This window comes from Enterobacter sp. YSU (assembly GCF_016082135.1).
Taxonomy (GTDB): Bacteria; Pseudomonadota; Gammaproteobacteria; order Enterobacterales; family Enterobacteriaceae; genus Enterobacter; species Enterobacter hormaechei_C.
This window is the reverse complement of record NZ_CP059487.1, coordinates 1-23,629: the sequence shown is the minus strand read 5'-3', so window position 1 is coordinate 23,629 and position 23,629 is coordinate 1. Positions and strand designations below refer to the sequence as shown.

At 56.3% G+C, this 23,629-nt stretch carries 16 protein-coding genes and 1 pseudogene; 11 read left to right on the top strand and 6 right to left on the bottom strand.

What is annotated here, in order from left to right:
• The first annotated feature begins 127 nt into the window (after positions 1 to 127).
• Complete coding sequence (macA, locus tag H2Z33_RS00085) at positions 128 to 1,243, top strand: macrolide transporter subunit MacA (RefSeq protein ID WP_063135292.1); 1,116 nt, start codon at positions 128 to 130, stop codon at positions 1,241 to 1,243.
• Positions 1,240 to 3,180, top strand: coding sequence for a macrolide ABC transporter ATP-binding protein/permease MacB (gene macB, locus H2Z33_RS00080; protein WP_063135291.1), 1,941 nt, complete (start codon positions 1,240 to 1,242; stop codon positions 3,178 to 3,180). Before macA ends, macB begins: the two co-directional genes overlap by 4 nt.
• Before the next feature lie 70 nt (positions 3,181 to 3,250).
• Here macB and cspD read toward each other — a convergent pair whose 3' ends face one another.
• On the bottom strand, positions 3,251 to 3,472 hold the full coding sequence (gene cspD / locus H2Z33_RS00075; protein WP_006809408.1) for a cold shock-like protein CspD: 222 nt from the start codon (positions 3,470 to 3,472) through the stop codon (positions 3,251 to 3,253).
• A gap of 267 nt (positions 3,473 to 3,739) precedes the next feature.
• Here cspD and clpS point away from each other — a divergent pair, with 267 nt between their 5' ends.
• Positions 3,740 to 4,060, top strand: a complete 321-nt coding sequence (gene clpS, locus H2Z33_RS00070; protein WP_006174393.1) for an ATP-dependent Clp protease adapter ClpS — start codon at positions 3,740 to 3,742, stop codon at positions 4,058 to 4,060.
• Between the two features lie 27 nt (positions 4,061 to 4,087).
• A complete protein-coding gene (clpA, locus tag H2Z33_RS00065; protein ID WP_006809407.1) occupies positions 4,088 to 6,367 on the top strand; it encodes an ATP-dependent Clp protease ATP-binding subunit ClpA in 2,280 nt (759 codons plus the stop codon).
• A 204-nt stretch (positions 6,368 to 6,571) separates the two neighbouring features.
• On the opposite strand, the gene infA is transcribed toward clpA, so the two are convergent.
• The 5 genes from infA to trxB all read right to left on the bottom strand — a co-directional run bounded on the left by infA (position 6,572) and on the right by trxB (position 12,395).
• A complete protein-coding gene (gene infA / locus H2Z33_RS00060; protein WP_002211347.1) occupies positions 6,572 to 6,790 on the bottom strand; it encodes a translation initiation factor IF-1 in 219 nt (72 codons plus the stop codon).
• A gap of 284 nt (positions 6,791 to 7,074) precedes the next feature.
• The gene (aat, locus tag H2Z33_RS00055) at positions 7,075 to 7,779 is read right to left on the bottom strand and encodes a leucyl/phenylalanyl-tRNA--protein transferase (RefSeq protein ID WP_023296218.1); all 705 of its coding nucleotides are present in this window, start codon (positions 7,777 to 7,779) and stop codon (positions 7,075 to 7,077) included.
• Positions 7,780 to 7,824: 45 nt separating this feature from the next.
• Positions 7,825 to 9,546, bottom strand: a complete 1,722-nt coding sequence (gene cydC, locus H2Z33_RS00050; RefSeq protein ID WP_047637453.1) for a heme ABC transporter ATP-binding protein/permease CydC — start codon at positions 9,544 to 9,546, stop codon at positions 7,825 to 7,827.
• Positions 9,546 to 11,312 carry a heme ABC transporter permease/ATP-binding protein CydD gene (gene cydD, locus H2Z33_RS00045; protein WP_048973279.1) on the bottom strand — a complete coding sequence of 589 codons (1,767 nt, stop codon included), beginning with the start codon at positions 11,310 to 11,312 and terminating at the stop codon, positions 9,546 to 9,548. The genes cydC and cydD overlap by 1 nt, the downstream gene beginning before the upstream one ends.
• Before the next feature lie 114 nt (positions 11,313 to 11,426).
• Entirely contained in the window at positions 11,427 to 12,395 is a 969-nt protein-coding gene (gene trxB, locus H2Z33_RS00040) for a thioredoxin-disulfide reductase (RefSeq protein WP_003858303.1), read from the bottom strand.
• A 543-nt stretch (positions 12,396 to 12,938) separates the two neighbouring features.
• On the opposite strand from trxB, the gene lrp reads away from it, so the two are divergent.
• The 7 genes and pseudogenes from lrp to H2Z33_RS00005 all read left to right on the top strand — a co-directional run.
• Positions 12,939 to 13,433 carry a leucine-responsive transcriptional regulator Lrp gene (lrp, locus tag H2Z33_RS00035; RefSeq protein WP_000228469.1) on the top strand — a complete coding sequence of 165 codons (495 nt, stop codon included), beginning with the start codon at positions 12,939 to 12,941 and terminating at the stop codon, positions 13,431 to 13,433.
• A 135-nt stretch (positions 13,434 to 13,568) separates the two neighbouring features.
• Positions 13,569 to 17,237 (top strand): DNA translocase FtsK 4TM domain-containing protein, encoded by a 3,669-nt coding sequence (locus tag H2Z33_RS00030; protein ID WP_063866906.1) that lies wholly within the window; start codon positions 13,569 to 13,571, stop codon positions 17,235 to 17,237.
• A gap of 127 nt (positions 17,238 to 17,364) precedes the next feature.
• On the top strand, positions 17,365 to 17,979 hold the full coding sequence (gene lolA / locus H2Z33_RS00025) for an outer membrane lipoprotein chaperone LolA (RefSeq protein ID WP_003858270.1): 615 nt from the start codon (positions 17,365 to 17,367) through the stop codon (positions 17,977 to 17,979).
• Positions 17,980 to 17,988: 9 nt separating this feature from the next.
• Positions 17,989 to 19,332 carry a replication-associated recombination protein RarA gene (rarA, locus tag H2Z33_RS00020; RefSeq protein ID WP_006809396.1) on the top strand — a complete coding sequence of 448 codons (1,344 nt, stop codon included), beginning with the start codon at positions 17,989 to 17,991 and terminating at the stop codon, positions 19,330 to 19,332.
• Between the two features lie 92 nt (positions 19,333 to 19,424).
• Entirely contained in the window at positions 19,425 to 20,717 is a 1,293-nt protein-coding gene (gene serS, locus H2Z33_RS00015; RefSeq protein ID WP_003858266.1) for a serine--tRNA ligase, read from the top strand.
• Between the two features lie 211 nt (positions 20,718 to 20,928).
• Positions 20,929 to 23,373 carry a dimethylsulfoxide reductase subunit A gene (gene dmsA / locus H2Z33_RS00010; RefSeq protein WP_015570977.1) on the top strand — a complete coding sequence of 815 codons (2,445 nt, stop codon included), beginning with the start codon at positions 20,929 to 20,931 and terminating at the stop codon, positions 23,371 to 23,373.
• 10 nt (positions 23,374 to 23,383) lie between these two features.
• Positions 23,384 to 23,629: pseudogene (locus H2Z33_RS00005) on the top strand (4Fe-4S binding protein); the annotation flags it as partial.

The window sequence follows — 23,629 nt, the reverse complement described above, 5'->3', positions numbered from 1 at the left end:
TTCAGCAGGCGCTTTATCAACATCGGGTAAACAATTCCCGACGATTACGGGGATCGGGGGTTTCGTTGAGGAGTGGTTTAGATAAAATCAACGGTGATGATAGCCAGAACAATTATTTGGAATATTTATGAACCTGAAGGGAAAACGCAGAAAGCTGTTTCTGCTGCTGGCGGTAGTGGTGTTAGCGGGCGGATTCTGGTTATGGAAGGTACTGAACGCGCCGGTACCACAGTATCAAACGCTGATTGTTCGTCCTGGCGAGCTGCAACAAAACGTGCTGGCGACGGGGAAACTGGATGCCCTGCGTAAGGTTGACGTGGGCGCGCAGGTCAGCGGTCAGCTTAAAACCCTGTCAGTTGAGATTGGCGATAAGGTTAAAAAAGGCCAGCTGCTGGGCGTGATCGATCCTGAGCAGGCGCAAAACCAAATCCGCGAAGTGGAAGCGACGCTGATGGAGCTGCGCGCGCAGCGCGCGCAGGCTCAGGCGGAGCGTAATCTCGCTCAGGTCACCCTGACGCGCCAGCAGGCGCTGGCGAAAACGCAGGCTATCTCGAAACAGGATCTGGACACAGCCGCCACGGAGCTGGCGGTGAAGCAGGCGCAGATTGGCACCATCGATGCGCAAATCAAACGGAATCAGGCCTCGCTGGATACGGCGAAAACCAACCTCGATTACACGCAAATCGTTGCGCCAATGGCCGGGGAAGTGACGCAGATAACCACCCTGCAAGGCCAGACGGTCATCGCCGCGCAGCAGGCGCCGAACATCCTGACCCTGGCGGATATGAGCACCATGCTGGTGAAAGCCCAGGTATCCGAAGCGGACGTCATTCACCTTAAGCCGGGGCAGAAAGCCTGGTTTACGGTGCTGGGCGATCCGCAAACCCGCTATGAAGGGGTGCTGAAAGATATCCTGCCGACGCCGGAGAAGGTCAACGACGCTATCTTCTACTATGCGCGTTTTGAGGTGCCAAACCCGGAGGGCGTGCTGCGTCTGGACATGACCGCCCAGGTGCATATCCAGCTGACCGGCGTGAAAAACGTGCTGACGGTTCCGCTCTCCGCGCTGGGTGAATCCGCCGGGGACAATCGCTACAAGGTGAAAGTGCTGCGCAACGGCGAAACCCGCGAGCGGGAAGTGGTGATTGGCGCACGTAACGACACCGATGTGGTGGTGGTAAAAGGGCTGGAAGAGGGTGAGGAAGTGGTCACCAGCGAAACCCTGCCCGGAGCCGCGCAATGACGGCGCTGCTTGAGCTGAATGACATTCGTCGCAGCTATCCGTCCGGCGACGGGCCGGTGGAGGTGCTGAAGGGCATCTCCCTGCGCGTTGAAGCCGGTGAAATGGTGGCGATTGTCGGGGCGTCGGGCTCGGGTAAATCAACGCTGATGAACATTCTTGGCTGTCTGAATAAGCCCACCAGCGGCACCTATCGCGTGGCCGGGACGGATGTTTCCACCCTGGACGGCGACGCGCTGGCGAAGCTGCGTCGCGAGCATTTTGGCTTTATTTTTCAGCGTTACCATCTGCTTTCACACCTGAGCGCGGCGCAGAACGTGGAGGTGCCGGCGGTGTATGCGGGCGTCGAGCGCAAAAAACGCCTTGAACGCGCGAAGGCGCTGTTAACGCGTCTTGGGCTGGCGGAGCGTGTTGATTATCAGCCTTCGCAGCTTTCAGGCGGTCAGCAGCAGCGCGTGAGTATTGCCCGCGCGCTGATGAACGGCGGACAGGTGATCCTCGCCGATGAGCCAACCGGTGCGCTCGACAGCCATTCCGGTGAAGAGGTGATGGCGATCCTGCATCAGCTGCGCGATCAGGGGCATACGGTGATTATTGTCACCCACGATCCGCAGGTGGCAGCGCAGGCGGAACGCATCATTGAGATCCACGACGGCGAGCTGGTCAGCAACCCGCCGCCACGTCAGTCCAGAGCGGCGGCGCCGAAAGAAGCCTTACCTGCGTCCACCGGCTGGGGACAGTTCTCCAGCGGCTTTCGTGAAGCGCTGACCATGGCCTGGCTGGCGATGGCGGCCAACAAAATGCGCACTCTGCTGACCATGCTCGGCATCATTATCGGTATTGCCTCGGTGGTGTCGATTGTGGTGGTGGGCGATGCGGCGAAACAGCTGGTGCTGGCGGATATTCGCGCCATCGGGACTAACACCATCGACGTTTACCCCGGCAAAGATTTTGGCGATGACGAGCCGCAGTATCAGCAGGCACTGAAATATGACGATCTGGCGGCTATTCAGAAGCAGCCGTGGGTGAACTCCGCCACGCCTGCCGTGTCGCAAAACCTTCGTCTGCGCTACGGCAACATCGACGTGGCGGCCAGCGCTAACGGCGTCAGCGGAGATTACTTCAACGTCTACGGCATGACCTTCAGCGAAGGGGCGACCTTCAACGCGGAACAGCTGGCGGGCAGGGCGCAGGTGGTGGTGTTAGACGCTAACTCGCGCAGACAGCTTTTCCCCAATAAAACCCGTGTGGTGGGGGAAGTGATCCTGGTGGGTAACATGCCCGCCACGGTGATTGGTGTGGCGGAAGAGAAACAGTCCATGTTTGGCAGCAGCAAGATCCTGCGCGTCTGGCTGCCGTACAGCACCATTTCCGGGCGCATTATGGGACAGTCCTGGCTCAACTCCATTACCGTGCGAGTGAAAGAGGGCTACGACAGCGCGCTGGCGGAACAGCAGCTCGAGCGGCTGTTAACGTTGCGCCACGGGAAAAAGGATTTCTTCACCTGGAACATGGACGGCCTCTTGAAAACGGCCGAAAAGACCACACGTACTCTTCAGCTGTTCCTGACGCTGGTGGCGGTGATTTCGCTGGTCGTCGGCGGGATAGGGGTGATGAACATTATGCTGGTGTCGGTGACCGAACGTACGCGGGAGATCGGCATTCGCATGGCGGTCGGGGCCAGAGCCAGCGATGTGCTCCAGCAATTTTTGATTGAAGCGGTGCTGGTGTGTCTGGTGGGAGGCGCAATGGGGATTGCGCTCTCGATGATGATCGCCTTCGCGCTCCAGCTCTTTTTACCGGGGTGGGAGATTGGCTTCTCACCGATGGCGATCCTCACCGCGTTTTTGTGCTCCACCTTTACCGGCATTTTGTTTGGCTGGCTGCCGGCACGAAACGCGGCGCGGCTGGATCCGGTGGATGCGCTGGCGCGGGAATAACCCGAAAATAAAAATGCCAGCCGATCGGGCTGGCATTTTGCCTGCGGGGTGTACACAATGAATCAGAGAGCTATGCAACCGTTTCTGCTTCAACGGGCACGATAAGACTGGCGTGATTGCCTTTTGGCCCCTGGTGTACATCGAACCGGACGGACTGCCCGGCTTTGAGCGTCCTGTAACCATCCATCTGAATGGTGGAATAGTGAGCGAAGATATCCTCGCCGCCGCCTTCGGGGCAAATGAAGCCAAACCCCTTGGCGTTGTTGAACCACTTAACAGTACCCATTTCCATGCTTCGACATCCTTCGTAAATCTTATAAATTAAGATGGAATGAACCGGTGGTGGAGTGGGGGCTGTTCAAAACCTCGCCAACTCACGCTTGTACAATTTAGAGAAACGGAAGAAGCCGTCAAGCGTTTGGCGCTGGAGTTGGGACAATAATCAACCAAAATTTGAGGCAGTTAACGCTATTGCAACAGTTTGTGACAGACATCGCGGATGACAGTAATAGATGATTGTTATCTAACATCTGAGGTAGATTCAAAGTGGTTATGCATAATGGGTAAGACCAACGATTGGCTGGATTTTGACCAGCTGGCGGAAGATAAAGTGCGCGACGCGCTAAAACCGCCATCTATGTATAAAGTTATGTTAATGAACGATGATTACACGCCGATGGAATTTGTTATTGACGTGCTACAAAAGTTCTTTTCTTATGATGTTGAACGTGCAACGCAACTGATGCTTACCGTTCATTATCGTGGCAAAGCGATCTGCGGCATCTTTACTGCCGAGGTTGCGGAAACCAAAGTAGCGATGGTGAACGACTATGCAAGGGAGAACGAGCATCCGTTGCTGTGTACGCTGGAAAAGGCCTGATAAGGCATAAAATTGGGGGAGGTGCCTATGCTCAATCAAGAACTGGAACTCAGTTTAAACATGGCTTTCGCCAGAGCGCGTGAGCACCGACATGAGTTTATGACCGTCGAGCACCTGCTGCTCGCACTGCTTAGCAACCCATCTGCCCGCGAAGCGCTGGAAGCCTGCTCCGTGGATCTGGTGGCGCTACGTCAGGAACTCGAAGCCTTCATCGAACAAACTACACCGGTGCTGCCAGCCAGTGAAGAAGAGCGCGACACGCAGCCGACGCTCAGCTTCCAGCGCGTGTTGCAGCGCGCGGTTTTCCACGTCCAGTCTTCCGGACGTAGCGAAGTGACTGGCGCCAATGTCCTGGTCGCCATCTTCAGCGAGCAGGAGTCCCAGGCGGCCTACCTGCTGCGTAAACACGAAGTCAGCCGGCTCGACGTGGTCAACTTCATCTCTCACGGAACGCGAAAAGACGAGCCTAACCAGGCATCGGATCCCAGCGGACAGATCAACAGCAATGAAGAGCAAGCAGGCGGGGAGGATCGTATGGAAAACTTCACCACCAACCTTAACCAGCTTGCTCGCGTTGGCGGTATCGACCCGCTGATTGGCCGCGACAAAGAGCTGGAGCGTGCCATCCAGGTGCTGTGCCGCCGCCGTAAGAACAACCCGCTGCTGGTGGGGGAATCTGGCGTGGGTAAAACCGCGATTGCCGAAGGGCTGGCCTGGCGCATTGTGCAGGGCGACGTGCCGGAAGTGATTGCCGACTGCACCATCTACTCGCTGGATATTGGCTCGCTGCTGGCGGGCACCAAATACCGCGGTGATTTCGAAAAACGTTTCAAAGCGCTGTTAAAACAGCTGGAGCAGGACACCAATAGCATTCTGTTTATCGATGAGATCCACACCATCATCGGCGCAGGTGCGGCCTCCGGTGGCCAGGTGGATGCCGCTAACCTAATCAAACCGCTGCTCTCCAGCGGCAAGATCCGCGTGATGGGCTCCACGACGTACCAGGAGTTCAGCAACATCTTTGAGAAGGATCGTGCGCTGGCGCGTCGTTTCCAGAAAATCGACGTGACCGAGCCGTCGGTTGACGAAACGGTGCAGATCATCAACGGTCTGAAAACCAAGTACGAAGCACACCACGACGTGCGTTACACCGCGAAAGCGGTCCGTGCGGCGGTGGAACTGGCGGTGAAATACATCAACGATCGTCATCTGCCGGATAAAGCGATCGACGTGATTGATGAGGCGGGTGCGCGTGCACGCCTGATGCCAGCCAGCAAGCGTAAGAAAACCGTGAATGTGGCGGATATCGAGTCCGTGGTGGCCCGCATCGCGCGTATTCCTGAGAAGAGCGTTTCTCAGAGCGACCGTGATACGCTGCGGACCCTCGGCAATCGCCTGAAAATGCTGGTCTTTGGTCAGGATAAAGCCATTGAGGCCTTAACCGAAGCGATCAAGATGGCCCGTGCTGGCCTGGGGCATGACCACAAGCCGGTTGGTTCCTTCCTGTTCGCCGGCCCGACCGGGGTGGGTAAAACCGAGGTGACGGTTCAGCTTTCCAAAGCGCTGGGCATTGAGCTGCTGCGCTTTGATATGTCCGAGTATATGGAGCGTCACACCGTCAGCCGTTTGATTGGTGCGCCTCCGGGATACGTGGGCTTTGACCAGGGCGGCCTGCTTACGGACGCGGTTATCAAGCATCCGCACGCGGTACTGTTGCTCGATGAAATCGAGAAAGCGCATCCGGACGTGTTCAACATCCTGTTGCAGGTGATGGACAACGGGACGCTGACCGATAACAACGGGCGCAAGGCCGATTTCCGCAACGTGGTGCTGGTGATGACCACCAACGCGGGCGTGCGGGAAACCGAGCGTAAATCCATCGGCCTGATCCACCAGGATAACAGCACCGATGCGATGGAAGAGATCAAGAAGATCTTCACGCCGGAGTTCCGTAACCGTCTGGACAACATTATCTGGTTCGATCATCTGTCTACCGAGGTGATTCATCAGGTGGTGGACAAGTTCATCGTCGAGTTGCAGGTCCAGCTGGATCAGAAAGGCGTGTCGCTGGAAGTGAGCCAGGAGGCCCGCAACTGGCTGGCTGAGAAAGGCTACGACCGTGCGATGGGCGCCCGTCCGATGGCGCGCGTGATTCAGGACAACCTGAAGAAACCGCTGGCGAACGAGCTGCTGTTTGGCTCGCTGGTGGACGGCGGCCAGGTAACGGTGGGGCTGGATCAGGCGAAGAACGAACTGACGTACGATTTCCAGAGTGCGGCGAAGCACAAGCCGGAAGCGGCTCACTGATTTTCTTTAGTGTAAAAGCCGGGTTTTTAACCCGGCTTTTTTGTGTCCGCTTTTCTCCCTCTCCCTGTGGGAGAGGGTCAGGGTGAAGGCATCAGAACGCACTAAAATACCTCTTCCTGAACAGCCACACTAAAGCCATAAATAAAAAAAGCCGGGATTGTCCCGACCTTTTAAATATTCATCTGCCATTACAGGCGAAAACAATTAGCGACTACGGAAGACAATGCGGCCTTTGCTCAGGTCGTACGGGGTCAGCTCAACAGTCACTTTGTCGCCCGTCAAAATGCGGATATAGTTTTTGCGCATTTTACCGGAGATGTGCGCAGTTACCACGTGACCGTTTTCCAGTTCTACGCGAAACATGGTATTAGGCAACGTATCAAGTACGGTACCCTGCATTTCAATATTGTCTTCTTTGGCCATCTAATCCTCTGGGGTATCACTACCAAGTTTTGAACCGGCAAGATAATGCCGAAATTCCTCAATTAAGTAAAGAATTGCGCGTTTAAAACGCAGCAAAACAGTCTCAGCGTATTGCCCAAGCGTCACGGTACAACCGAACGGAAAGCGCATTCGTAAAGGGGAGACGACAGGATAAACGTAAGGACGTTATCTGAAGCGAGGGTCCCAAACGGCGGCGGGGCAACAGGCAGAAGCTACTCTGCGGCGTAATTATAACACCCTCATAAAAAATATGCGGAAAACATTTAGGCATTGGGTATAAAGAGCGTTCTGGGAACCCAAAAATCGCGTGGTAGGGTCTCCTTTCGGCACTGTTCCAGGTGTTCGATATAGTGTCGGCGGGAGATTTCAACGGCGCCGAGCGAGGCGGTATGCTCATTCAGCACCTGACAATCCATTAACTGTCCTCCACGTCGGGCAAATTCCTGGCTAAAAACCAGCAGCGCGGTTTTCGACGCATTCGTGGAGCGGGAGAACATCGACTCGCCGCAGAACAGCGTACCCTGCGCCACGCCGTACATGCCCCCGACGAGGTCGTCCCCGCTCCACACTTCGATCGAATGCGCGTACCCCAGCTCATGAAGCTGGTGATAGGCGATAATGATATCGCGGGTTATCCAGGTGCCTTCGTGACGATCTTCAGCGCAGCCTTCGATAACCTGGCCGAAGGCGTGATTAAGGGTGACGCGAAAGGGTGATTTTGCATGAAAACGCTTCATGCTGCGGCTCAGGTGAAACTGCCCAGGCCACAGCACGGCTCGCGGGTCGGGAGACCACCATAAGATCGGGTCGCCAGGAGAAAACCACGGAAAGATGCCGCGCTGGTAAGCCATTAAGAGCCGTGCCGGGCTGAGATCGCCGCCCAGAGCCAGCAAGCCGTTAGGTTCACGCAGCGCCCCCTCCGGAGAAGGGAACGCAATATTATGGCGAGAAAGCTGCACCAGGCGCATGACAACAGAACTCCAGTACGCGAGAGAGGACGCTACAAATATAGTCTACAGGCGCTGTTTAAACTGGTAGTAGCGACCTTGTTTTGCCAGCAGCTCTGCGTGACTACCTTGCTCAATTATGTGTCCGTTGTCCATCACAATTATCTGATCGAAATTCACCAGCCCTCGCAGACGGTGCGTGACCATCAGCACGGTTTTACCTTTCATCACATTCGCCAGTAAATCAAGGATTTGGCTCTCTGTCGTGGCATCCAGTCCTTCTGTCGGTTCATCCAGCAGCATCAGCGGCGCATCGTGCAGCAGCGCACGCGCAATGGCCAGACGACGCAGTTCGCCGCCGGAAAGCTGTCGACCCCCTTCACCCAGCCAGCTGTTCAACCCGTCGTCTTCAAGCAGCTTGTGCAGCCCAACCTGCTCCAGCATTGCCCGCAGCGTATCGTCGGAGGCGTCTGGTGCCGCCAGAAGAAGATTATCGCGCAGCGTAGCGCTGAACAGATGCACCCGCTGGGGCACGACGCTGACCGTTTTACGCAAGGCCGCTTCGCTAAAACCAGACAGCGGAACGTCGTTAAACCGAATCTCGCCCTGCTGTGGGTCCCACGCGCGCGTGAGAAGTTGCAGAAGTGTCGATTTCCCACATCCCGTACGGCCAAGGATCGCAATGCGCTGCCCGGCATCAACAGAAAGGGTGATGTCTTCCAGCGCGTTTTGCGCCTGCTTGTCGTAGGCGAAAGTGACATTGCTGAGCGTCAGCGCGACCTGCTCTGGCACAGCGGTTTGACCCGCGGTGAACTTCACTTCCGGCTCCTGCTCGGCAATATCCGTAATGCGCAGCGCAGAGGCAATCACCTGGCCGAGATGCTGAAAGGCGCCCGTGACCGGGGCTAAGGCTTCAAAGGCTGCCAGGGCACAGAAAACAAACAGCGCAATCAGCGGGCCAGGCTGCGCGTTACCGCCCACGCCACCGGAGGCCATCCAGAGCATGGCGATAACGGCAATCCCACCAATTAACATCATCAGCGCCTGGGAGAACGCGGTCAGTTCAGACTGGCGACGCTGGGCTTCATGCCAGTTCAGCTCCGTATTTTCCATGCGGGCGCGGTAGCGCTTGCTGGCGCCAAAAAGGGTGAGCTCGGCCTGTCCCTGCAACCAGGCGGTGAGCTGCTGGCGATATTCTCCACGCAGGCGCGTCAGGTTTTCCCCGGTGGTTTTACCTGCACGATAAAACAGGGGCGGCAGAATAATCAGCGTCATCAGCATGATGCCGCCGAGCGTCAGTGCGATGGGAACATCCAGGAAACTCAACCCCAGCGTGACCACGACAATCACTACAAACGCGCCCACCATAGGTGAAATGACGCGCAGGTAGAGGTGATCCAGCGTATCCACATCTGCGACCACGCGGTTGAGTAATTCGCCCTGTCGAAAACGTGCCAGCCCGGCAGGGGAGAGGGGCAGCAGTTTGCTGAAGGTGTAAATACGCAGGTGTTGCAGCACGCGGAAGGTCGCGTCGTGGCTGACCAGACGTTCGAAGTAGCGTCCGGCAGTTCGCGTAATCGCCGTGCCGCGCACCCCGGCGGCAGGCAGCATGTAGTTAAAGCTGTACAGCCCGGCAAAGCCTGCGGCCGCAGACGCGGAGAGGAACCAGCCGGAAAGCGTAAGCAGGCCGATGCTGGCCAGCAGCGTGACGATCGCCAGCACGATCCCGAGCGTCAGCATCCATTTGTGGCGTTTATATAGTGCAAGATACGGAAGCAGGGCGCGCATCAGATATCCTCCTGACGGTTCGCCAGCAGGGTCGCAAACGGCCCCTGCGCGGCAACAAGCGCGGCGTAATCGCCTTGCTCAACAATGTGTCCGTTTTCCATCACCCAGATCTGATCCCAGTCGGCAATACCTTCCAGCTGGTGGGTCACCATCAGGGTGGTTTGCTGGCGTGAGGCTGCGTTAAGCGCATCCATCACGCGCTGCTCGCTGTGAGCGTCCAGGCTGGCGGCGGGTTCGTCCAGCAGCATTAGCGAAGAGGGATTCAGCAGCGCACGGGCGACCGCGACGCGCTGTGCCTGGCCTACTGACAGCCCGGCAGACTGATCGCCAATGAGGGTATCGACACCCTGCGCAAGCAGCGGCAGAAACTCGCTGACCCAGGCGCGGTCGAGGACCGATTGCAGCTCATCTTCACGCGCATCCGGGCGTGCCAGCAGCACATTCTCGCGCAGCGTCGGAGCTGGCAGCTGAGGGTTTTGCCCCACCCAACTCAGCTGTTTACGCCAGGCATCAGGATCGAGCTCGCGCAGCTCCGTTTTATTGATACGCAGCGATCCGGTGTACGCCATAAAACCTGACAGCGCATTCAACAATGAGCTTTTACCTGAGCCGCTGGTACCCACCAGCACCACACGTTGCCCGGCAGGCAGGGTAAAGTTCAGCGGACCGGCCAGCACTTTGCCTTCAGGCGACAGAACAGAAAAATCCTGTGCTTCAATGGTCACCGGATCGTTCGTATTCAGCGTTACCTCACCACGCTCCGGATTCGCCAGCGGCGTTTCCATGAAGGTTTTCAGGCTGTCGGCAGCACCCACCGCCTGCGCTTTGGCATGGTAAAAGGTGCCGAGATCGCGAAGCGGCTGGAAAAATTCCGGGGCCAGGATCAGCGCCAGGAACCCGGCGGAAAGCGTGACCGCCGTACCGTAGTGGCCAAAGTCCAGCGCGCCGAGGTAGGAGAAGCCAAAGTAAACCGCCACCAGCGCAATCGACAGGGAGGTGAAAAATTCGAGCACGCCAGAAGAGAGAAAGGCCATGCGCAACACTTCCATGGTGCGCTGACGGAAATCCTGCGACGCCAGGCGAATGTTTTCGGTTTCCGCTTCACCACGACCGAAGATCCGCAGGGTTTCCATTCCGCGCAGACGGTCCAGGAAATGACCGCTCAACCGACCCAGCGCCAGGAAGTTACGACGGTTAGCATCTGCCGCGCCCATGCCGACCATCGCCATAAACAGCGGGATGAGCGGGGCGGTGCCTAGCAGGATCAACGCCGCCACCCAGTTAACAGGGAAGATGGCGATAACAATCATCAGGGGCACAAACACCGCCAGCGCCATCTGGGGAAGATAACGCGCGTAGTAATCGTGCATATCGTCGATTTGCTCAAGGATCAGCGTCGCCCAGCTGCCGGCTGGCTTACCCTGGATCCACGCAGGCCCGGCTTCCGAAAGCCGATCGAGCACCTTGCGGCGAATCTCATAGCGGATGTGCTGCCCGGCGTGGAACCCAACCCGCTCGCGCAGCCAGACCACCCACGCACGCAGAACGAAAACCAGCACCAGAACGATAAACGGCAACAGCAGCGCTTCGCGCGGGATGTTCTCCATGATCATATGGTTGAGAATGCGGGCCAGCAGCCATGCCTGGGCAACAATCAACAGACCGCTGATGAATCCCAGAACGCGGGAAATCATAAGCCAGCGGCGGGACAGAACGCTTTGCTGTTTCAGCCAGCGGGTTAACTCTTGTTGACGGGTTTTTTCCATTGCGTACTTTGCAGGTGACGTTATAAGAAATTAGACCTCTGCATGTTACACGCGAGCAAAAATAAAGGCGACCAGTGGCCGCCTTTATTTACGTTTGTTACTGACTTGTAAAGATTATTTACCTTGTTCAGCCAGTCCGTCCAGATAGCGTTCTGCGTCCAGCGCGGCCATACAGCCGGTGCCCGCAGAGGTGATCGCCTGACGATAAATATGGTCCATCACGTCGCCAGCTGCGAAGACACCCGGAACGCTGGTCTGGGTGGCGTTGCCGTGAATGCCAGACTGCACTTTGATGTAGCCGTTCTCCAGCTCCAGCTGGCCTTCAAAGATAGCCGTGTTCGGGCTGTGACCGATTGCCACAAACAGGCCTGCCACTTCCAGCGTTTCGACGTTATCGGTGTTCTGGGTATCACGGATACGCAGTCCCGCCACGCCCATCTGATCGCCAGTCACTTCTTCCAGCGTACGGTTGGTATGCAGCACAATGTTGCCGCTCGCCACTTTGTCCATCAGGCGTTTAATCAGGATCTTCTCCGCGCGGAAGGTGTCGCGACGGTGAATCAGGTGTACTTCTGAGGCAATATTTGCCAGATACAGCGCTTCTTCCACAGCGGTGTTGCCGCCGCCGATAACCGCAACTTTCTGGTTGCGATAGAAGAAACCGTCGCAGGTCGCGCAGGCTGACACGCCGCGGCCTTTGAACGCTTCTTCAGACGGCAGGCCGAGATAGCGGGCAGAGGCGCCGGTGGCGATGATCAGCGCATCGCAGGTGTATTCGCCGCTGTCACCCGTCAGGCGGAACGGACGGTTCTGCAAATCCACTTTATTGATGTGGTCGAACAGGATTTCGGTTTCGAATTTGGCGGCATGCTCGTGCATGCGCTCCATCAGCAGCGGCCCGGTCAGGTCGTTCGGGTCGCCAGGCCAGTTTTCCACTTCCGTGGTGGTGGTCAGCTGACCGCCTTTTTCCATCCCGGTGATCAGTACCGGTTGCAGGTTAGCGCGTGCAGCATAGACCGCTGCGGTATATCCCGCAGGTCCAGAACCAAGGATTAGCAGCTTACTGTGTTTGGTCGTGCCCATGAGATCCCCATTGTTGTTGGCAGGCAATGGGCTGGATTGTAGGGAATTTGTTGCCGTAAAAAAAGAGCAGGAGAGTTTTGCTTCCGATATATGCAATAGACGCGCCCTATAGGTCAGAGGCGGTCACATCACTTCTGCTACTGAAAACCGCGCGTTTATAAGGCAATAAAATGAGGATTAATACCCCTCCGTAATGAATATCCGGCATGTTGTACTAAAAATCGATGTTTTGCTTTGACAATCCCCTGCGCTTTTGCGAAAACATTCAAGGAAGAAAAAAAGACGCACGAACTGCATGCCGCATAGACATGCACGGAAATGCCATTTTTACCGGGTCAGTGAAATCTACGCATGGTGTGGACAGACGCCATACGTGATGTCTGTGACTGCTTTCGGGCAACGGTCTTCTTACCGCAGAACCCGAATCTACATCGCGTCTAATACATAACCAGGCGATGTGATGAATAACGGGTCCAGGCTCTGAACAGTGATGTGCACAGGGTCCAGGCAGGAGTAGGGAAGGAATACAGAGAGACAATAATAATGGTAGATAGCAAGAAGCGCCCTGGCAAAGATCTCGACCGTATCGATCGTAACATTCTTAATGAATTGCAAAAGGATGGGCGTATTTCCAACGTCGAGCTTTCAAAACGTGTGGGACTTTCCCCGACGCCGTGCCTTGAGCGTGTGCGTCGACTGGAAAGACAGGGTTTTATTCAGGGCTATACGGCTCTGCTGAACCCGCATTATCTGGATGCCTCACTTCTGGTATTTGTTGAGATTACTCTGAATCGTGGTGCACCAGATGTGTTTGAGCAATTTAACGCCGCTGTACAAAAACTTGAAGAAATTCAAGAGTGTCATCTGGTTTCCGGTGATTTTGACTACCTGTTGAAAACCCGTGTGCCTGATATGTCCGCCTACCGTAAGCTGCTGGGTGAAACCCTGCTGCGTCTGCCAGGCGTGAACGACACCCGTACTTATGTGGTGATGGAAGAGGTCAAACAGAGCAATCGTCTGGTTATTAAGACGCGCTAACACGGAACAGGTGCAAAATCAGTGTAGTTTGATTACACTCCTGTTAATCCATACAGCAACAGTGCCGGGGAGTCCCGGCGCTGTTGTCCGTTTTAGCACACAGGCAGGACATGCCTGATACCTGGAGAGCCTTTCTTGAGCCAGGAATACACTGAAGACAAAGAAGTCACATTATCTAAGCTAAGCAGCGGACGTCGTCTCCTTGAGGCGTTACTGATTGTTATTGCCCTTTTTGCCGTCTGGCTGATGGCTGCCTTACTCAGTTTCAACCCCTCAGATCCCAGCTGGTCGCAAACCGCATGGCATGAGCCTATCCATAATTTAGGCGGCGTTCCCGGTGCCTGGCTTGCGGACACGCTCTTCTTCATTTTCGGTGTGATGGCCTATACCCTTCCCGTCATCATTATTGGCGGATGCTGGTTTGCCTGGCGTCATCGACAGAACGACGACTACATCGATTATTTTGCCGTTTCGCTGCGCCTGATTGGCGCCCTGGCGCTGATCCTCACCTCCTGCGGACTGGCGGCGATCAACGCCGATGACATCTGGTACTTCGCCTCAGGCGGGGTGATTGGCAGCCTGTTGAGCTCCGCGCTGCAACCGATGCTTCACAGCAGCGGCGGCACGCTGGCGCTGCTTTGTATCTGGGCAGCGGGCCTGACGCTGTTTACCGGCTGGTCCTGGGTGAGCATTGCCGAAAAAATCGGCAGCTTTATTCTGACTCTGCTGACGTTTGCCAGCAATCGCACCCGTCGTGACGATACGTGGGTCGATGAAGACGAATATGAAGATGAGTACGAAGAGGAAGACGAGGCACCTGTGCAGCGTCGTGAATCCCGCCGTGCCCGTATTCTGCGCGGTGCTCTGGCGCGCCGCCAGCGCGTTGCTGAAAAATTCGCTAACCCGTTAGGCCGTAAAACGGATGCCGCGCTTTTCTCCGGCAAACGTATGGATGAAGAGGAGCAGATTGAGTATCGCGGCGCGGCCGTCGATCCTGATGATGTGTTGTTCTCTGGTCATCGAGCTACGCCGGGTGAGTATGATGAATACGATCCGCTGTTGCATGGTCATTCCGTGACTGAACCGGTAGCCGCTGCTGCTGCCGCAACGACGGCTGCGCAGGCCCATGTTGCGCCTGTTGAAGCCGTGATGCCGTCCTCGCCTGTTCCGGCACCGGAGTCCGCGATCCAGCAACCGCAGGTGGACTGGCAGACTGCGCCAGGCGTCCATACGCCTGAACCGACCATTGCGCCGGAGCCTGAAAGCTATATTCCTGTGCAGCAGGAACAGTGGCAGCAACCGTATCAGCCGCCTGAGCCTGCCAGCGAGCCGCAACAGCCGTATCAGGCTTATACGCCCGAACCTGCTGAACCTGAACAGCCATACGTTGCGCCGTTGTCTGAACCCGAAGTGGTGGAGGAAGCGAAGCCATCCCGTCCGCCATTGTACTATTTTGAAGAGGTGGAAGAGCGCCGTGCCCGAGAGCGCGAGCAGCTTGCCGCCTGGTATCAGCCCGTGCCTGAGCCGGTGCAGGAGCCTGTTGTAAAAGCGCCTTCTGCGAGCGTTGCACCTGTAGATCCAGCGCCAGCCGTTGCGTCAGGAGCGGAAACCGTGAAGCAGGCAACGGCAGCCGCTGCCGCGTCCGCTCCGCTATTCAGCCCGGCAACCGACGGTGCGCCGCGTCCTCAGGTAAAAGAGGGCATTGGTCCACAATTGCCGCGCCCTAATCGCGTGCGCGTACCGACGCGCCGGGAGCTGGCCTCTTATGGCATTAAACTGCCTTCCCAGCGTATGGCGGAAGAAAAAGCCCGTGAGTCCGACTACGAAGATGATGCCGACGAACTGCATCAGGATGAGCTGGCGCGTCAGTTTGCCGCCCAGCAGACTCAACGCTACGGGAATGAGTACCAACACGATGTTCATTCTCAGCAGGAAGAAGATCATGCTGCCGAAGCGGAATTAGCGCGTCAGTTTGCGGCCACGCAGCAGCAACGTTATTCCGGTGAGCAGCCTTCGGGGGCAAACCCGTTCTCGCTCTCGGATTTTGAATTTTCACCGATGAAAGATCTGGTGGATGACGGTCCGAGCGAACCGCTGTTCACGCCGAGCGTGATGCCGGAAGCGGAACCGGTGCGTCAGGCGCCAGCGCCGCAGGTTAATGCGCAGCCACAACAGCCAGCGCCGCAGGCTTATGCGCAGCCGCATACACCGCCGGCCCAACCGCCGCAGCCGCAGTTCCAGCAGCCAGCACCACAGCCGCAGGAAAGCCTGATTCACCCGCTGCTGATGCGTAACGGAGACAGCCGTCCGCTGCAACGACCAAGTACGCCGTTGCCGTCGCTGGATCTGTTAACGCCGCCGCCAGCGGAAGTCGAACCGGTGGATACTTTTGCTCTTGAGCAGATGGCCCGTCTGGTGGAAGCGCGTCTGGCTGACTTCCGTATTAAAGCGGACGTGGTGAACTACTCCCCTGGCCCGGTGATTACCCGTTTCGAACTGAACCTGGCGCCAGGCGTAAAAGCGGCGCGTATTTCTAACCTGTCCCGTGACCTGGCGCGTTCTCTGTCGACCGTGGCGGTACGCGTGGTGGAAGTGATCCCAGGTAAGCCTTACGTTGGCCTTGAGCTGCCAAACAAGAAACGCCAGACCGTTTATCTGCGTGAAGTTCTGGATAACACCAAATTCCGCGACAACCCGTCCCCTCTCACCGTGGTGTTGGGTAAAGATATCGCTGGCGATCCGGTGGTTGCCGATCTCGCGAAGATGCCGCACCTGCTGGTTGCGGGTACCACCGGCTCCGGTAAATCGGTCGGGGTGAACGCCATGATCCTCAGTATGCTCTACAAAGCGCAGCCTGAAGATGTGCGTTTCATCATGATCGACCCGAAAATGCTTGAACTGTCCGTCTACGAAGGCATTCCGCACCTGTTAACGGAAGTGGTGACCGACATGAAGGACGCCGCCAACGCATTGCGCTGGAGCGTCAATGAAATGGAGCGTCGCTACAAGCTGATGTCGGCGCTGGGCGTGCGTAACCTGGCCGGTTATAACGAGAAAATCGCTGAGGCGGCACGTATGGGCCGTCCGATTCCGGACCCATACTGGAAGCCGGGTGACAGCATGGATGCCCAGCATCCGGTGCTGGAAAAACTGCCTTACATCGTGGTGCTGGTGGATGAGTTCGCCGACCTGATGATGACCGTTGGCAAGAAAGTGGAAGAGCTGATTGCGCGTCTGGCACAGAAAGCGCGTGCGGCGGGGATCCACCTGGTGCTGGCAACGCAGCGTCCGTCCGTAGACGTTATCACCGGTCTTATTAAGGCAAACATCCCGACCCGTATCGCGTTTACCGTGTCGAGTAAAATTGACTCGCGTACTATCCTGGACCAGGGTGGTGCAGAGTCGCTGCTGGGGATGGGTGATATGCTCTATTCCGGCCCGAACTCCACCTCGCCGGTGCGTGTCCACGGTGCATTTGTTCGCGACCAGGAAGTGCATGCGGTGGTGCAGGACTGGAAAGCGCGCGGTCGGCCGCAATACGTTGACGGCATCACCTCCGACAGTGAAAGCGAAGGTGGCGGCGGTGGTTTTGACGGCGGCGAAGAGCTGGATCCGTTATTTGACCAGGCGGTTAATTTCGTTACCGAAAAACGTAAGGCGTCCATCTCCGGCGTCCAGCGCCAGTTCCGTATTGGCTACAACCGCGCGGCGCGTATTATCGAGCAGATGGAAGCCCAGGGTATTGTGAGCGAACAGGGGCATAACGGTAACCGTGAGGTGCTGGCGCCACCGCCGTTTGATTAACCTTCAGCGATTGCAAAGAAGGGTAAATCAGCAAAAATTAAGCATATTCTTCTGTCGCCTGCCTTCGGGCAGGTCCAGAATAGAAACGGAACCCCCATATCGGGAAGACGTATTTTAAGGAATAACAATGAAAAAAATCGCCATCGCCTGTGCATTACTCTCCAGTTTTGTTGCCAGCAGCGTCTGGGCTGATGCAGCCAGCGACCTTAAAAGCCGACTGGATAAAGTGAGCAGCTTCCACGCCAGCTTCACGCAAAAAGTGACTGACGGCAGTGGCAACGCGGTGCAGGAAGGTCAGGGGGATTTGTGGGTGAAACGCCCGAATCTCTTCAACTGGCACATGACCCAGCCGGATGAAAGCGTGCTGGTGTCTGACGGGAAAACCTTATGGTTCTACAACCCGTTTGTTGAGCAGGCGACCGCCACCTGGCTGAAAGACGCGACCAGCAATACGCCGTTTATGCTCATTGCCCGTAACCAGTCCAGCGACTGGCAGCAGTACAACATTAAACAAAACGGTGATGAGTTCGTCCTGACGCCAAAAGGCAGCAACGGTAACCTGAAGCAGTTCACCATTAACGTGAGCAGCAACGGTACCATTAATCAGTTCGGTGCGGTTGAGCAGGACGATCAGCGCAGTAGCTATCAGCTTAAGTCTCAGCAAAACGGCGCTGTAGATGCTTCGAAATTCACCTTTACCCCGCCGCAGGGCGTAACGGTGGACGACCAACGTAATAAGTAAGAGGCATGAGTGAGCAACCTGTCGCTCGATTTTTCAGATAATGCGTTTCAACCTCTGGCCGCCCGTATGCGGCCAGAAAATTTAGCGCAGTACATCGGCCAGCAACACCTGCTGGCTGCGGGGAAACCCTTGCCGCGCGCTATTGAGGCGGGGCATCTGCACTCCATGATCCTCTGGGGGCCACCCGGCACCGGCAAAACAACCCTCGCTGAAGTGATCGCCCGCTATGCTAACGCGGACGTTGAGCGCATCTCGGCGGTTACCTCAGGCGTGAAGGAGATTCGTGAGGCGATCGAGCGCGCGCGGCAAAACCGTAATGCCGGGCGCCGCACCATTCTTTTTGTTGATGAAGTCCACCGCTTCAACAAGAGCCAACAGGATGCGTTTCTGCCGCACATTGAAGACGGCACGATTTTCTTCATCGGCGCAACCACGGAAAACCCGTCGTTTGAGCTGAACTCTGCGCTCCTTTCCCGCGCCCGCGTTTACCTGCTTAAATCCCTGACCACAGAGGATATCGAAAAGGTTCTGACCCAGGCGATGGAGGACAAAGCGCGGGGTTACGGCGGACAGGATATCGTTCTGCCGGACGACACGCGTCGTGCGATCGCTGAACTGGTCAACGGCGATGCGCGTCGGGCGCTGAATACGCTGGAAATGATGGCCGATATGGCCGAAGTGGATGATGCCGGAAAGCGGGTGCTAAAGCAGGAGCTGCTGACCGAAATAGCCGGTGAACGCAGCGCGCGCTTCGATAATAAAGGCGATCGTTTTTACGACCTGATCTCTGCATTACATAAGTCCGTGCGCGGCAGCGCCCCGGATGCGGCGCTCTACTGGTACGCGCGTATCATTACCGCCGGTGGCGATCCGTTATATGTCGCGCGTCGCTGCCTGGCCATCGCGTCAGAAGATGTCGGTAATGCCGATCCACGCGCCATGCAGGTCGCTATTTCCGCCTGGGACTGCTTTACCCGCGTCGGACCCGCGGAAGGTGAGCGTGCCATTGCGCAGGCAATTGTCTATCTGGCCTGCGCGCCGAAAAGTAACGCGGTGTATACCGCCTTCAAAGCGGCGATGTCAGATGCACGTGAACGTCCGGACTACGATGTGCCGGTTCATCTGCGCAATGCGCCAACCAAATTGATGAAAGAGATGGGTTACGGGCAGGAGTATCGCTACGCCCATGATGAACCCAATGCCTACGCCGCCGGCGAGGAGTATTTCCCGCAGGAGATGGCACAAACCCGCTATTATCACCCCACAAACAGAGGTCTTGAGGGTAAGATTGGCGAAAAGCTCGCCTGGCTTGCCGGACAGGATCAAAATAGCCCTATAAAACGCTACCGTTAGTTCAATCGTTGCGGTAATGTTGGCAATATATCTCTGTGGCCGCAGGCTGTGGTCACTTTTTCCTTTTTTAATTCGATAAGCACAGGATAAGCATGCTCGATCCCAATCTGCTGCGTAATGAGCCAGACGCAGTCGCTGAAAAACTGGCACGCCGGGGCTTTAAGCTGGATGTAGATAAGCTGCGCGCTCTTGAAGAGCGTCGTAAAGTTTTGCAGGTACAAACTGAAAATCTGCAAGCAGAGCGTAATTCTCGATCGAAATCCATTGGCCAGGCGAAAGCGCGCGGGGAAGATATTGAGCCATTACGCCTGGAAGTGAACAAACTGGGTGAAGAGCTGGATCAGGCGAAAGCTGAACTGGATGTTCTTCAGGCTGAAATTCGTGATATCGCTCTGGCGATCCCGAACATTCCTGACGACAGCGTGCCTGTCGGCAAAGACGAAAACGACAACGTTGAAGTGAAACGCTGGGGCACACCTCGCGAGTTTGACTTCGAGGTGCGCGATCACGTCACGCTGGGCGAAATGCATGCGGGCCTGGACTTTGCGGCTGCGGTTAAGCTGACGGGTTCTCGCTTTGTGGTCATGAAAGGTCAAATTGCCCATCTGCATCGCGCTCTGGCGCAGTTCATGCTGGATCTGCACACCGAGCAGCACGGCTACAGCGAAACCTACGTTCCGTATCTGGTTAACCACGATACGCTGTACGGTACCGGCCAGTTGCCGAAATTTGCCGGCGATCTGTTCCACACCCGTCCGCTGGACGAGGAAGCAGACAGCAGCAACTACGCACTGATCCCAACCGCGGAAGTGCCGCTGACCAACCTCGTGCGTGATGAGATCATCGACGAAGACGATCTGCCAATCAAACTGACCGCGCACTCTCCATGTTTCCGTTCTGAAGCCGGTTCTTACGGTCGCGATACGCGCGGTCTGATCCGTATGCACCAGTTCGATAAAGTTGAGATGGTGCAGATCGTTCGTCCGGAAGAGTCTATGGACGCGCTGGAAGAGATGACCGGTCATGCTGAGAAAGTGCTTGAGCTGCTGGGCCTGCCGTACCGCCGTATGGCGCTGTGCACCGGCGACATGGGCTTCGGTGCCTGCAAAACCTTCGACCTTGAAGTCTGGGTGCCTGCGCAGAACACCTACCGTGAAATCTCCTCCTGCTCCAACGTCTGGGATTTCCAGGCGCGTCGTATGCAGGCGCGTTGCCGCAGCAAATCTGACAAAAAAACCCGTCTGGTTCATACCCTGAACGGTTCTGGTCTTGCAGTAGGCCGTACGCTGGTTGCTGTGCTGGAAAACTACCAGCAGGCTGACGGACGCATTGAGATCCCTGAAGTGCTGCGCCCTTACATGAAAGGCCAGCAGTTCATCGGCTAATTATTTGCTCTAAGACAAAAAAGCGCCTCAGGGCGCTTTTTTTATGCCTCTGATTTGATACGAAGCAATAACCCCTCCCTCTAAAGTAGTAATACTCCTCCGAACGAAAGTCAGCATAAAACACTGATAACCAAAAATATCGTTATACATAAAACTATATAGCGGTGTATGCCGCCCTTTATTTCTTTGTGAGCAACCAAAGTGAGTCTTTATGAAAATCAAAGCGCCTGAAGCGTTAATGGCTGCCGAGGTCACTCGCCGTGGGTTGATGAAAACCACGGCAATAGGCGGTCTGGCGGTTGCCAGCAGCGCCTTTACGCTCCCTTTTACCCGTCTGGCGTCGGCGGCGGAGGCTCTGTCTCCCGCTTCAGCCCCGGAAAAAGTGGTGTGGAGTGCCTGTACCGTTAACTGTGGTAGCCGTTGTCCTCTGCGTATGCATGTTGTGGACGGTGAAATCAAATATGTCGAAACAGACAATACCGGCGATGATAACTACGAAGGGTTACATCAGGTTCGTGCCTGTCTGCGTGGCCGTTCAATGCGCCGTCGCGTTTATAACCCGGATCGTCTGAAATACCCAATGAAGCGCGTCGGTAAGCGTGGGGAAGGGAAGTTCGAGCGTATTAGCTGGGACGAAGCCTACGATATTATCGCGACTAACATGCAGCGCCTGATCAAAGAGTATGGCAACGAATCCATCTACCTCAACTACGGCACCGGGACGCTGGGCGGTACCATGACCCGCTCCTGGCCGCCGGGTAAAACGCTGGTGGCGCGCCTGATGAACTGCTGCGGCGGCTATCTCAATCATTACGGCGATTACTCTTCCGCACAGATTGCTGCGGGTCTGAACTACACCTACGGCGGCTGGGCAGACGGTAACAGCCCGTCGGATATCGAAAACAGTAAACTGGTGGTGTTGTTCGGTAACAACCCAGGCGAAACCCGGATGAGCGGCGGTGGGGTAACCTATTATCTTGAGCAGGCGCGCGCCAAATCCAACGCACGTATGATCATCGTCGATCCGCGCTATACCGATACCGGCGCGGGACGTGAAGACGAGTGGATCCCTATTCGCCCTGGTACCGATGCGGCGCTGGTCAATGCGCTGGCGTATGTGATGATCACTGAAAACCTCGTCGATCAGCCGTTCCTTGATAAATACTGCGTTGGTTATGACGAGAAGACCCTGCCAGCCAGCGCACCGGCTAACGGGCATTACAAAGCGTACATTCTTGGTCAGGGCAGCGACGGGGTAGCGAAAACCCCTGAGTGGGCATCCACCATTACCGGCATTCCAGTCGAGCGTATTGTTCAGCTGGCCCGTGAAATTGGTTCAGCAAAACCGGCTTATATCAGCCAGGGATGGGGACCACAGCGTCACGCGAACGGCGAAATTGCCACCCGCGCTATTTCTATGCTCTCGATTCTGACTGGCAACGTTGGTATTCACGGCGGTAATAGCGGGGCGCGTGAAGGCTCGTATGAAGTCCCGTTTGAACGTATGCCAACGCTGGATAACCCGGTTCAGACCAGCATCTCCATGTTTATGTGGACGGACGCGATCGAGCGCGGCCCGGAAATGACCGCGCTGCGTGACGGTGTTCGAGGCAAAGATAAGCTGGACGTGCCGATCAAAATGATCTGGAACTATGCCGGTAACTGCCTGATCAACCAGCACTCTGAAATCAACCGCACCCATGAAATTTTGCAGGACGACAAGAAGTGCGAAATGATTGTGGTGATCGACTGCCACATGACCTCATCGGCGAAGTATGCCGATATTCTGCTTCCAGACTGCACCGCGTCTGAGCAGATGGATTTCGCGCTGGATGCCTCCTGCGGCAACATGTCCTATGTGATCTTCACTGACCAGGCCATCAAACCGCGCTTCGAGTGCAAAACCATCTATGAGATGACTTCCGAGCTGGCGAAACGTCTTGGCGTTGAGCAGCAGTTCACTGAAGGACGTACTCAGGAAGGGTGGATGCGCCATCTGCACGAGCTCTCACGCAAAGCCATTCCTGACCTGCCGGACTTCGATACCTTCCGCAAGCAGGGCATGTACAAGCAGCGCGATCCCGAAGGGCATCACGTGGCGTATAAAGCCTTCCGCGACGATCCGCAGGCCAATCCGCTGACCACGCCCTCGGGCAAAATCGAGATCTACTCCGAAGAGCTGGCAAAAATTGCCGCAACGTGGGAATTGCCGGAAGGGGACGTTATCGATCCGCTGCCGATTTATACGCCAGGCTTCGAAAACTACAACGATCCGCTGACGGCGAAATTCCCGCTTCAGTTGACCGGTTTCCACTACAAAGCGCGTGTTCACTCCACCTACGGCAACGTTGACGTACTGAAAGCGGCCTGCCGACAGGAGATGTGGATCAACCCGATGGATGCGAAAGCGCGCGGCATCAGTAATGGCGATCGCGTACGTATCTTCAACGGACGTGGCGAAGTGCATATCGAAGCTAAAGTGACTCCGCGTATGATGCCTGGCGTTGTCGCGCTGGGGGAAGGGGCCTGGTATAACCCGGATGCGAACCGTATCGATCAGGCGGGCTGCATCAACGTTCTCACTACGCAGCGTCCGTCGCCGCTGGCGAAGGGCAACCCATCCCACACAAACCTCGTTCAGGTTGAAAAGGCGTAAGGAGTAACCGATGACAACCCAGTATGGATTTTTTATTGATTCCAGCCGCTGCACCGGGTGCAAAACCTGCGAGCTGGCCTGCAAGGATTACAAAGATCTGACCCCGGACGTTAGCTTCCGTCGTATTTATGAATACGCGGGCGGCGACTGGCAGGAGGACAACGGCGTCTGGCATCAGGATGTCTTCGCCTATTACCTGTCGATTGCCTGCAACCACTGCGAAGATCCGGCCTGCACCAAGGTCTGCCCGAGCGGG

What these genes read in the sequence shown, in the direction of transcription:
- macA (WP_063135292.1), top strand. Translation starts at nt 128, where the DNA reads ATGAACCTGAAGGGAAAACGCAGAAAGCTGTTTCTGCTGCTGGCGGTA.
- macB (WP_063135291.1), top strand. Translation starts at nt 1,240, where the DNA reads ATGACGGCGCTGCTTGAGCTGAATGACATTCGTCGCAGCTATCCGTCC.
- cspD (WP_006809408.1), bottom strand. Translation starts at nt 3,472, where the DNA reads ATGGAAATGGGTACTGTTAAGTGGTTCAACAACGCCAAGGGGTTTGGC.
- clpS (WP_006174393.1), top strand. Translation starts at nt 3,740, where the DNA reads ATGGGTAAGACCAACGATTGGCTGGATTTTGACCAGCTGGCGGAAGAT.
- clpA (WP_006809407.1), top strand. Translation starts at nt 4,088, where the DNA reads ATGCTCAATCAAGAACTGGAACTCAGTTTAAACATGGCTTTCGCCAGA.
- infA (WP_002211347.1), bottom strand. Translation starts at nt 6,790, where the DNA reads ATGGCCAAAGAAGACAATATTGAAATGCAGGGTACCGTACTTGATACG.
- aat (WP_023296218.1), bottom strand. Translation starts at nt 7,779, where the DNA reads ATGCGCCTGGTGCAGCTTTCTCGCCATAATATTGCGTTCCCTTCTCCG.
- cydC (WP_047637453.1), bottom strand. Translation starts at nt 9,546, where the DNA reads ATGCGCGCCCTGCTTCCGTATCTTGCACTATATAAACGCCACAAATGG.
- cydD (WP_048973279.1), bottom strand. Translation starts at nt 11,312, where the DNA reads ATGGAAAAAACCCGTCAACAAGAGTTAACCCGCTGGCTGAAACAGCAA.
- trxB (WP_003858303.1), bottom strand. Translation starts at nt 12,395, where the DNA reads ATGGGCACGACCAAACACAGTAAGCTGCTAATCCTTGGTTCTGGACCT.
- lrp (WP_000228469.1), top strand. Translation starts at nt 12,939, where the DNA reads ATGGTAGATAGCAAGAAGCGCCCTGGCAAAGATCTCGACCGTATCGAT.
- lolA (WP_003858270.1), top strand. Translation starts at nt 17,365, where the DNA reads ATGAAAAAAATCGCCATCGCCTGTGCATTACTCTCCAGTTTTGTTGCC.
- serS (WP_003858266.1), top strand. Translation starts at nt 19,425, where the DNA reads ATGCTCGATCCCAATCTGCTGCGTAATGAGCCAGACGCAGTCGCTGAA.
- dmsA (WP_015570977.1), top strand. Translation starts at nt 20,929, where the DNA reads ATGAAAATCAAAGCGCCTGAAGCGTTAATGGCTGCCGAGGTCACTCGC.